Here is an 8,855-nt window from a genome sequence, read left to right as displayed (position 1 = left end):
CCCCCCGAGCTCACCGCCCCCGCCGCGCCCGGGACGGAGCGGGTGGTGATGATGTCCTCGGCGTACTCGGCATGCTGCTCCGTGCGGCAGATGTCCGCCGTGGAGAAGCGCAGGGTGAGCTGGGGCCAGTTCACCGCCGTGCGCGCGAACGGCATGCGCTCCCCCAACTGCGACTCCTGGAGGTAGGTCCGCAGGACGGGCCCGCGCTCGGTGCGCCGCTCCATGTCCATGGGCGTGCACCCCACCGCCAGCACCAACACCGACGCCACCCACCGCTTCATGGCTCCTCCCCCCTGAAAAAGGCCGTCACGTCCGGACAGTCCACGAGGAACTGGCGCGTGTCCTCACACGACGGCGGGCGCTCCGTGGTGGTCCCCACCCGGATGAGCGGCTCCCGGCAGTCCAGGACGCGCTCCCGCGAGGGCGAGGAGAAGGTGAACTCCTCCGCGCCGCAGCCGGTCCGCTCCAGCAGGGTCGCCTCACAGTCCAGGCCCGGCGGGAGCTGCTCGGCCACGCCGGGACAGGCCGACGTCTGGCAGAGACGGGTGACGACATCCCGACAAACCGCTGCGTCGGGCGCTTCGGGGCCGGAGCAGGCGGTCAGCCAGGCCACGGGCCACAAGATGAACAGGTATCTCACGGCGCTCCCACGCTACGCACGGCGCGGTAAAAGGGCCCGCATGTCCCAGACCTATCTGTCACTCACCGTGGAGTTGCCCGAGGAAGCGTCCGAGGCCGTACAGGACCTCCTCCACGAGTCCGGTGCGCTCGGCCTCGAGGTACGAGACCGGGAGACTCCCACCATGCCCGGCGTGAAGGCACCGCAGGCGGGCGAGAACATCATCATCGCCTACTTCGAGGACCGCGAGACGGCCGAAGCCGCCCGCGACGAGGTGTCCGAGTCCTACCCCGCCTCCCGCCTCACCCTGGACGAGCAGCCCCAGCAGGACTGGAGCAACGAGTGGAAGTCGCTCATCAAGTCCGTGCACGTGGGCCGGCTGTGGGTGGGGCCGCCGTGGGACGTGGGCAACGCCCCCGCCGCGGCGGTGCGGCTGGTGATTGAGCCGAAGATGGCCTTCGGCACGGGTGACCACCCCACGACGTCGCTGTGTCTGGCGGCGGTGGATGCGTTCATGGCCGACCATCCGGGCGCCAGCGTCCTGGACGTGGGCACCGGCACGGGCGTGCTCGCCATCGCCGCGAAGAAGCTGGGCGCCGGGCGCGTCGTCGCCACGGACAATGACCCGACGTCGGTGGAGCTGGCCCAGGAGAACCTGGCGGACAACGGCACGCCCGACATCGACGTGTCCGGCAAGGAGCTGACGGCGGTGGAGGGCACCTTCGACCTGGTGCTGGCCAACATCCTCGCCAACACGCTCATCGAGCTGGCGCCCCTCATCGCGCCCAAGGCGAAGAGCCACCTGGTGCTCGCGGGCGTGCTGTCGCATCAGCGCGCGGACGTGGAGGCGGCCTATCGCAACCTCGGCTTCACCGTGCTGCCCGGCGCGACGCAGGGCGAGTGGGTTCGCATCGACCTGAAGCGCTGAGGTGCCGGCCCCCGGGCTCGCGTGCGTCGACCACGCGAGCCCGGGCTCATGGCCTCGGGACCAGGCGCAGCTCCTTGTCGAGTTCCACCACGGCCGAGCCCAGTCCACCGCTCTGCGAGCGTGAGTAGCGCACGTCATCAATCGTGACGCGCCACCCCGCCTCCGTCTCGGCCACCTGATAACTGGGCAGGCGCAGCCAGTTGGCGAGTCCTCGCAGATGCGGCGCCGCGAGCGCGGCCTGGATGACAGGGCCCGGGTTCGGCTCGCGCGGCAGAGTCGGCCCGCTGATTTCCAGGTGCGCGTCACCGCCGCGCAGGAAGTCCGCGCGCACGAAGTGGTAGCGGTCCGGCCCCAGCGCGATGAGGTCTCTCACGAAGGGATTCGCGGGCACCGGCCCCGCGATGACTCGCTCCACCGGGTGTCCCTGGGCCCTCAACCACGCTTGCACACGCGGCGCGGCCACCTGCGAGCCCAGGAAGATGGCGCCCAGATAGAGCACCAGCCCCACGCCACACACGGTGGCCACGCGCTGGGTGGGCAGCACGTGCGTGCCCTTCAATCGCAACCAGAGGATGGCCGCCACGCCCACGGCCCAGAGCACCTTCGCGGGCCAGGGAACGAACGCGGGAAACATGATGAGCGCGGTGGTGGCCACGCCCAGCACCAGCCACCCCGCGGCCGACTTGCGCGTGCGCGCATCCGCCATGATGACGGCCGCTCCCGCGAGCAACCACACCCAAGGGTCGACGATGAACAACGTGTCCCCGTAGAACCACGTCCCGTCGAACGGCATCAGCAGCCGCACACCATAGGTGTTGAGCCAGTCCAGCGCGGGGTGACTCAGCACCGACACCGTGGACAAGAGCAACAGCGGCCCGGCGCGCGCGGGCGCCAGCTCCGGATGCCCGCGCCTCCGCACGAAGCGGTCCCACAGCAACATCAACCCCGTCAGGACGAAGGGCCAGAGCGACAGCGCGAGCACCCCGTGCGTCCAGCCTCGACGCCAGTACAGCGAGGCGTCCGAGCCCGCGAAGGTGACGACGGCATCCACATCCGGGAGATTGGCGCCGATGACGAGCGTCGCGGTGGCCAGCGGCGTGTAGCGCTTCAGCCCCGCCTCCGCCATCCAGGCCCCAACGAGCGAGTGAGCGAGATTGTCCATCTCCCTCGAGGCTACTTCACTCCCTCGCGGACCTCGACACCTCGCGTCACCTTCTCAGCGCGGCACGAAATCGAGGGACGCGTTAGACAGTCGCGCGTCGAAGCACCGCCGTCCACCCACACACCCCGGAGCCTCCCGTGGCCCTCTCGATGTACCAGGCGTCGATTCCCGTCTACATCCGTGCCCTCAACATCCTCTCCACCCTGCTCGAGAAGGGGGCCCAGCACGCGAAGGAGAACGGCGTCGACCCGCAGACCCTGCTCGACGCGAAGCTGGCGCCGGACATGTACAACCTCGTGGCCCAGGTGCAGCGCGCCAGCGACACCTCGAAGGCCACCGCCGAGCGCCTGAGCGGCGTGCCCGCCCCGCGCATGCCGGACACCGAGAAGACCTTCGAGGAGCTGCACGCGCGCATCGCCAAGACGGTGACGTACCTGAAGAGCATCGACGCCGCGGCGCTCCAGGGCAGCGAGAAGCGCACCGTCACGCTCACGGCGGGCGAGTACAAGCAAGACTTCAAGGGTGACGACTACCTGCTCACCTTCGCCCTGCCGAACTTCTATTTCCACGTCACCACGGCCTACGACATCCTCCGTCACAGCGGCGTGCGCATCGGCAAACAGGACTTCATCGGTCCCTTCGCGCCGCGCTGAACGTCGCTTGGGCTCCGCGCGCCGAACGCGCTAGCGTCCCCTCCGCGTGGAGCCCCCACCCTCTCATCCGCCGCCGAAGCCCCCGGACGAGGTCCGCTCCCAGCTCGTGGGCCCGCTGCTCGCCTACCTGCGCGCCACGGGCAGGGACCCGACACCGCTGGTGGAGCGCTTCGGCCTGCCCCAGGACGCGGGCACCCTGCCCGAGGTCAGCCTCCCGCTCACCACGCTGCACGCCTTCCTGGACGCCGCGGAGGAGTTCTCCCAGGACCTGTTCCTCGGCCTCCACGTCGCCCAGCGCGTGCCTCGCGGCAACTACGGGCTCGTCGAGTACATCGCCCGGGCCTCGCCCACGGTGCGCGACACCTTCCGCTCGCTCGCGCGGTACCTGGCGCTGCTGGAGCCCGCCTGGCTCGCGTCCTTCACCGACGACGCGGACGGCGGCGGCACCTTCGCCTATGGCATCGCCGGAGCGCCCCTCGCCTACGGACGACATGCGAGTGAGTACGGCCTCGCCCTGTTCATCCACGTCGGCCGCCAGCTCACCGAGCGCCCCTGGAAGCCACGCGCCGTCGCCTTCGCCCACCCCGCGCCGCCGGAGGTCGCGCCGCTGGTGGAGCACTTCGGCGTCACCCCGACGTTCGGCGGTGCGCGCAACGCCCTCACGCTGGACGCGGCCACGCTCGACCTGCGCGTGGTGGGCGCGGACCCCGCCCTCCTCTCCGTGCTGGAGCGCGCCGCCAGCGGCGTCAGTGCCCCCACGCCCGTGTCTCCACCGGATGCCCCCGGCTTCGTCCAGGCCGTGCGCGACACCATCCGGGCATCGCTCCGCGACGGGGCACCTCAAGTCAGTGACGTGGCCAAGGGCCTCCACGTCAGCCCTCGCACCTTCCAGCGCCGCCTCACCGAGCTGGGCACGTCGTTCCAGGACGAGGTCGACGCGGTGCGGCGAGAGCTGGCCTTCCGGTACCTGCGAGACGCGAACCTGGGCGTCAGCCAGGTCGCCTTCCTGCTGGGCTACTCCGAGCTGAGCACCTTCGACCGCGCCTTCAAGCGGTGGACGGGGATGACGCCGCGCGTCTGGCGTGAGAGCGCCGAGCGGACTTGAATCCAGCACGGCGGGACGGGTGCGGGGCAGCCGACCCGTGGCGTCTTCGGCCAGGAGATTGGCGTGCGCCGCCAGGACACGTGTCGCGACTTCACCTAGCTTTCCACCGCCCCTGCTCCCGTCCGGAGGACGTCATGCTCAAGCCCCAGGTCACCGCCCTCTTCGATGACTACTATTCGTCGCACCAGCACCCCATCAACCGGCTGACGCACAAGGTCGCCATCCCCGTCATCGTGCTGCACATCATCGCGATGCTGGACTGGGTGAAGCTGGTCGCGGTCCCCGTGCTCCCGGGCGGCGTGTTGACGCTGGGCATGGTGGCGCTGGCGCTGACGGCCATCTGGTACCTGCGCGCGGACGTGAAGCTGGGCCTCGTCGTGGTGGCGTTCATGGCGGCCTGTTTCCCGCTCGGCCGGATGATGCCCATGTGGAGCGTGGTGGCCATCGCCGTATTCGGCTGGCTCATCCAGTTGGCGGGCCACGCCGTCTGGGAGAAGAAGTCCCCGTCGTTCCTCACCAACCTGGTCCACGCGCTGGTGGGTCCGCTGTTCTTCGTCGCGGTCCTCTTCGGCGACTACGTCATCAAGCCCCAACCCCAGGCCGGCGCTCCGGCGCGCGCCTGAGCACGTCCGTCCCCAAGCCCCCCATGAGCTTCGCCGACAAGCTGCGCGTCTGGATGCCCCTGCACGAGAACCGCGCCAGCCGCGCGGTCCACTTCCTGGGCGCGTACATGTTCATCTTCTCCCTGCTCGTCCCGCTCGGGCTCGTGCGCTTCTCCGTGGGAGGGCTGGAGCTGTCCGCCGCGCACGTGCTGGTGGCCGCCGTGGCCCTCTACGCCGTCTCGCTGGAGTGGACGGCGGGCATCCTCATGAGCCTGCCGCTCATCCCCACGCTGAGCGCCGCGCTGGGCGTGGGCCACCTGCCGGGCCCCACCGTCGCCATCGTCGCCGTCTCCGTCATGGTGGTGCGCTTCGCGCTCGTCGTCGGCGCGCACGTCGTGCTGGAGAAGAAGACCCACGGCCTGTCCCTCGGCGGACCGCTGCTCTTCTTCATCGAGCCCGTCTACCTGCTCACCCTCGTCCTCTTCGGGATGGGCCTGAAGCGCGACCTGCACGCGCGCGTCACCGCGGGCGGGCCTCGGCCGGCGACGCTCACCGCGTGAGGGCTCACGTCGCGGTGGCTGCTGCTGCCCGCGCCGCGACGCCTCGCTACGTACCGCTGGCGATGCGCGCGGGCAGCGTCGGCATCTCGACGGCCTCGCCCAGCACGTGGCCGTGGAGCGCGTGCACCACCACCGCCTCGCGGCGTCCCTTCACGTGAGTCTCACCCAGCCGCCGGCCGGTGAAGTCTCCACCCCCTCGCAGCCAGGTGCTCTCGCTGACGAGGATGTCCACGCCATGCACCTTGGTGAGCCCCTCCACCCGTGAGGCCAGGTTCACCGCGTCGCCGATGACGGTGTACTCGTGCTGCTCGGCGCCCCCGAGCATGCCCGCCGCCACCACGCCGGTGTGCAGTCCAATCCCGATGCGCAGCGGGGGAAGTCCCTGCGACGCGCGCCGCACGTTGAGCTCGCCCAGCTTCTCGCGCATGTCCAGCGCCGCGTGCATGGCCCGCTCCGCGTGGTCCTCGCTCGAGTCCGGCACGCCCCAGCACGCGAGCATCCCGTCCCCCAGGAACTTGTTCACGATGCCCCCTCGCTCCATCACGATGTGGGTCATCTGTCCGAAGTACTCGTCGAGCAACTCCAGCACCTCGCGCGGCGGCAGCGTCTCGCTCAGCGTCGTGAAGTCGCGGATGTCGCTGAAGAGGATGGTGACCTCGCGCTGCACCGGCTGGAGCGACGTGTCCCCCGCCTGCATCACCCGCTCCACCACCTGCTTGGGCAGGAAGCGCGACAGCCCGTCGCGGCGGCGCAACCGGAGGAACATGCTGCCCACCTCCGCGTTCGTCATCGAGATGAGCAGCCCGAGCGTCACGTAGCAGAAGACGACGAAGCTGGTGCTGGACCAGGTGCCATGTCCCGTCAGACCCGCGACCAGCGCGTAGCCCACCGACGACAGCGTCGTGGACAGCAACACGTGCAGCCACGAGAAGCGCGCCACGGAGAAGACCAGCACCATGCCCATGCTCGCGCCCAGCATCCCCTCATCGAACTGGCCAGTGGTCGCCCACGCATGCCACCCCATGAAGGCGAAGAAGCTGGTGTCCGCCACGGTGGTGGGGATGGGCAACCACCGCGCATGACGCAGGTGGGGCCGCTGGCGGAGCAGCACGAGCAACGCGACGATGGAGAACAGCCCATACAGCACGATGGCCAGCACCCGCTGGAAGTCGTGCGTCGGCAGCGGCTCGCCCGTGATGTGGGCGATGGCGCCCTGGCTCAGCGACAAGAGCGCCATCAACGCCAGCCGCACCCAGGCCACCCGGCGCTCGCCCCGGAGCGAACTCTCCGCGAGCACCAGCTCTTCGTTGGCGCGGCCCAGCGCGAAGCGGGACACCGCGGTGTCCCGGTCCGTCACGAGGACCTCATCGCTTCCGCCCATGATGGCGAGTCCCTTTCCTTCCGATTCCAGGCCCGGGGCTCGCGCTCCCGGGCCCACCCGTCGTCACTTCGGTGCGTCCCCTCCCACACCCGACGGGCCCGAGGACTCGCCGCGCCAGCGCGGCTCTCGCATGGTGCCTCAAACTGGAAAGCCCAGCGAGCCCTGGCGTTGGACGACGGCTTGCTGTTGAAGTCGCCGCCTTGACCCGGGGCCGCGAAGCACCCACCTGGCCCCGCTGGAGAAGCCCTCGTGGTCCGCCTCTTCGCGCCCATCCCGGAACCCGCTCCCGCCGAAGTGGCGCTGACGGGCGACCGCCGCCACTACGTCGTCCATGTCCTGCGGCTGGGCGAGGGCGACGCACTGGAGGTCTTCGACGGCAAGGGGCGCGCCTTCGCCGGACAGGTGACGGGCGTGGACGCGGAGGCCGTGCGCGTGCGGCTGGGCGACATGCGCCAGGCCCCCGCGCGCCGCTCGGTGAGCGTGCTCCAGGGCCTGCCCAAGGGCGACAAGCTGGAGTGGGTGCTCCAGAAGGGCACGGAGCTGGGCGCCGCCGCGTTCCTCCCCGTGGACACCGTGCGCAGCGTGGTGAAGCTGGAGCCGCGCCGCGCCCAGGAGCGCACCGCGCGGTGGACGAAAATCGTGGAGGAGGCCGCGCGCCAGTGCCGCCGCGACGACGTGCCCACCGTGGACGTCCCTCGCACCCTCACCGAGGCCGCCAGGGCGCTGGCCCCGGGCACCGTGGTGCTGGTGCTGGACGAAGAGGAGTCCGCCGTGCCCCTGGGCGAGGCCTTCCGCGCGGCGGGCGCTGGCACGCCGGTGGCATTGGTGGTGGGACCCGAGGGGGGACTGGCGCGCGAGGAGGTGGAGGCGCTGAAGGCGCTGGGCGCCCGCCCCGTCACGCTGGGCTCGCGCATCCTCCGCACGGAGACGGCCGCGCTCGCCGCCCTGGCGGTGATGATGCATCTCGACGGTGAGCTTGGTTAGCGAGGGGGCAGCCGAGCGCTCATTCCCCGTGGGTTCCCACTGGCCGATCTGAATTCCTACGTTTCTCCCGTCTGGGACCTCACGGGTCCCCTCAAACAGGAGAAGGTTTCATGGGGATCATCGCATTCATCATCATCGGCCTCATCGCGGGTCTCATCGCTCGCGCCATCCTCCCCGGCAAGCAGAGCATGGGCCTGCTGGCGACGACGCTGTTGGGCATGGTGGGTTCGCTCTTGGGCGGTCTGGTCGGGTCCCTCTTCCAGCGGGATGGCCGTCTCTTCGATTTGCGTCCCTCCGGCATCATCATGTCGGTGCTAGGTGCCATCGTCGTGCTCCTCATCGTCGGAGCCGTGGGACGGCGCCGCGTCCACGCCTAGCGTGAGGCGCTCCACACTTGCCGTCCCCCAGGGGACACAGTGGGCGCCTGCGTTGACGAGCCCCTGACGGTTCCTCGACCAAGGGACCTCGGGGGCTCGCCACTTTTCTTGCTCCTCGCGTGCGAACGCCTTTTCATGGCATCGCCGTTGTCAGCCCGGAGGAGTCCGTTGTCCAAGTGCATGAAGTGCGGTGCCATGCTGCCGCCCGTCGGAGAGTGCCCCGCCTGCGCCACCGCCAGGGCGCGCCCGCCCGCGGTCCCCGCGGTGCCGAGCCTGCTGGACCGCGACCTCCGCATCGACCGCCGAGCCGCCGAGCGTGACGAAGCGCCCACGCTCAAGGACCACGACTTCGTCGAGCCCATGGCGCCGCCGTCCGTGGCACCGCTCGCCGGCCCGCTCCCGCCGCCCGTGGCGCCCCGCGTCGCGCCTCCGCAACAGCAGCCGGGCGTCAAGCGGCCCACGCCTCCGGGCATGACGCCCGCCC

At 70.5% G+C, this 8,855-nt stretch carries 10 protein-coding genes and 2 pseudogenes; 8 read left to right on the top strand and 4 right to left on the bottom strand.

Translation table 11 applies throughout. The annotated features are described in order from the left end of the window. Both HUW62_RS43185 and HUW62_RS43180 read right to left on the bottom strand, forming a co-directional pair. Nucleotides 1-281 (bottom strand): annotated as a pseudogene (locus HUW62_RS43185) (hypothetical protein); the annotation flags it as partial. Continuing rightward, entirely contained in the window at nt 278-640 is a 363-nt protein-coding gene (locus tag HUW62_RS43180; RefSeq protein WP_163866348.1) for a hypothetical protein, read from the bottom strand. The pseudogene HUW62_RS43185 and the gene HUW62_RS43180, both read right to left, overlap by 4 nt. 40 nt (nt 641-680) lie before the next feature. Between HUW62_RS43180 and HUW62_RS43175 the strand changes: the two genes are divergently transcribed. After that, the gene (locus HUW62_RS43175; protein WP_163866347.1) at nt 681-1,547 is read left to right on the top strand and encodes a 50S ribosomal protein L11 methyltransferase; all 867 of its coding nucleotides are present in this window, start codon (nt 681-683) and stop codon (nt 1,545-1,547) included. 46 nt (nt 1,548-1,593) lie between these two features. Here HUW62_RS43175 and HUW62_RS43170 read toward each other — a convergent pair whose 3' ends face one another. After that, a complete protein-coding gene (locus HUW62_RS43170) occupies nt 1,594-2,709 on the bottom strand; it encodes a metal-dependent hydrolase (protein WP_176437763.1) in 1,116 nt (371 codons plus the stop codon). Nucleotides 2,710-2,846: 137 nt separating this feature from the next. Here HUW62_RS43170 and HUW62_RS43165 point away from each other — a divergent pair, with 137 nt between their 5' ends. The 4 genes from HUW62_RS43165 (at nt 2,847) to HUW62_RS43150 (ending at nt 5,629) form a co-directional block, all read left to right on the top strand. Beyond that, nucleotides 2,847-3,362 (top strand): DUF1993 domain-containing protein, encoded by a 516-nt coding sequence (locus tag HUW62_RS43165; RefSeq protein WP_176437762.1) that lies wholly within the window; start codon nt 2,847-2,849, stop codon nt 3,360-3,362. A 46-nt stretch (nt 3,363-3,408) separates the two neighbouring features. Further along, nucleotides 3,409-4,467 carry an AraC family transcriptional regulator gene (locus HUW62_RS43160; RefSeq protein WP_176437761.1) on the top strand — a complete coding sequence of 353 codons (1,059 nt, stop codon included), beginning with the start codon at nt 3,409-3,411 and terminating at the stop codon, nt 4,465-4,467. A 134-nt stretch (nt 4,468-4,601) separates the two neighbouring features. Continuing rightward, nucleotides 4,602-5,090 (top strand): DUF962 domain-containing protein, encoded by a 489-nt coding sequence (locus HUW62_RS43155; protein WP_176437760.1) that lies wholly within the window; start codon nt 4,602-4,604, stop codon nt 5,088-5,090. Between the two features lie 23 nt (nt 5,091-5,113). Continuing rightward, nucleotides 5,114-5,629: an Mpo1-like protein gene (locus HUW62_RS43150; RefSeq protein WP_163866342.1), complete on the top strand. Its 516-nt coding sequence runs from the start codon at nt 5,114-5,116 to the stop codon at nt 5,627-5,629. Nucleotides 5,630-5,675: 46 nt separating this feature from the next. On the opposite strand, the gene HUW62_RS43145 is transcribed toward HUW62_RS43150, so the two are convergent. Further along, complete coding sequence (locus HUW62_RS43145; protein ID WP_163866341.1) at nt 5,676-7,010, bottom strand: adenylate/guanylate cyclase domain-containing protein; 1,335 nt, start codon at nt 7,008-7,010, stop codon at nt 5,676-5,678. A gap of 249 nt (nt 7,011-7,259) precedes the next feature. On the opposite strand from HUW62_RS43145, the gene HUW62_RS43140 reads away from it, so the two are divergent. From HUW62_RS43140 to HUW62_RS43130, 3 genes and pseudogenes are all read left to right on the top strand, one after another. After that, nucleotides 7,260-7,994, top strand: coding sequence for a 16S rRNA (uracil(1498)-N(3))-methyltransferase (locus HUW62_RS43140; protein ID WP_163866340.1), 735 nt, complete (start codon nt 7,260-7,262; stop codon nt 7,992-7,994). Nucleotides 7,995-8,104: 110 nt separating this feature from the next. Continuing rightward, nucleotides 8,105-8,371 carry a GlsB/YeaQ/YmgE family stress response membrane protein gene (locus HUW62_RS43135; protein ID WP_163866339.1) on the top strand — a complete coding sequence of 89 codons (267 nt, stop codon included), beginning with the start codon at nt 8,105-8,107 and terminating at the stop codon, nt 8,369-8,371. Nucleotides 8,372-8,566: 195 nt separating this feature from the next. After that, nucleotides 8,567-8,855, top strand: a pseudogene (locus HUW62_RS43130) (hypothetical protein); the annotation flags it as partial.

The sequence above is a fragment of the Myxococcus sp. AM011 genome (genome assembly GCF_013372595.1).
GTDB classification, from domain to species: domain Bacteria; phylum Myxococcota; class Myxococcia; order Myxococcales; family Myxococcaceae; genus Myxococcus; species Myxococcus eversor.
The sequence above is the reverse complement of the archived record's forward strand: the minus strand, read 5'-3'. Positions and strand labels throughout refer to the sequence as shown.

Excerpts from the sequence above, each read along its gene's own strand:
- HUW62_RS43175 (WP_163866347.1), top strand. The coding sequence starts at position 681 with ATGTCCCAGACCTATCTGTCACTCACCGTGGAGTTGCCCGAGGAAGCG.
- HUW62_RS43170 (WP_176437763.1), bottom strand. The coding sequence starts at position 2,709 with ATGGACAATCTCGCTCACTCGCTCGTTGGGGCCTGGATGGCGGAGGCG.
- HUW62_RS43155 (WP_176437760.1), top strand. The coding sequence starts at position 4,602 with ATGCTCAAGCCCCAGGTCACCGCCCTCTTCGATGACTACTATTCGTCG.
- HUW62_RS43150 (WP_163866342.1), top strand. The coding sequence starts at position 5,114 with ATGAGCTTCGCCGACAAGCTGCGCGTCTGGATGCCCCTGCACGAGAAC.
- HUW62_RS43145 (WP_163866341.1), bottom strand. The coding sequence starts at position 7,010 with ATGGGCGGAAGCGATGAGGTCCTCGTGACGGACCGGGACACCGCGGTG.
- HUW62_RS43135 (WP_163866339.1), top strand. The coding sequence starts at position 8,105 with ATGGGGATCATCGCATTCATCATCATCGGCCTCATCGCGGGTCTCATC.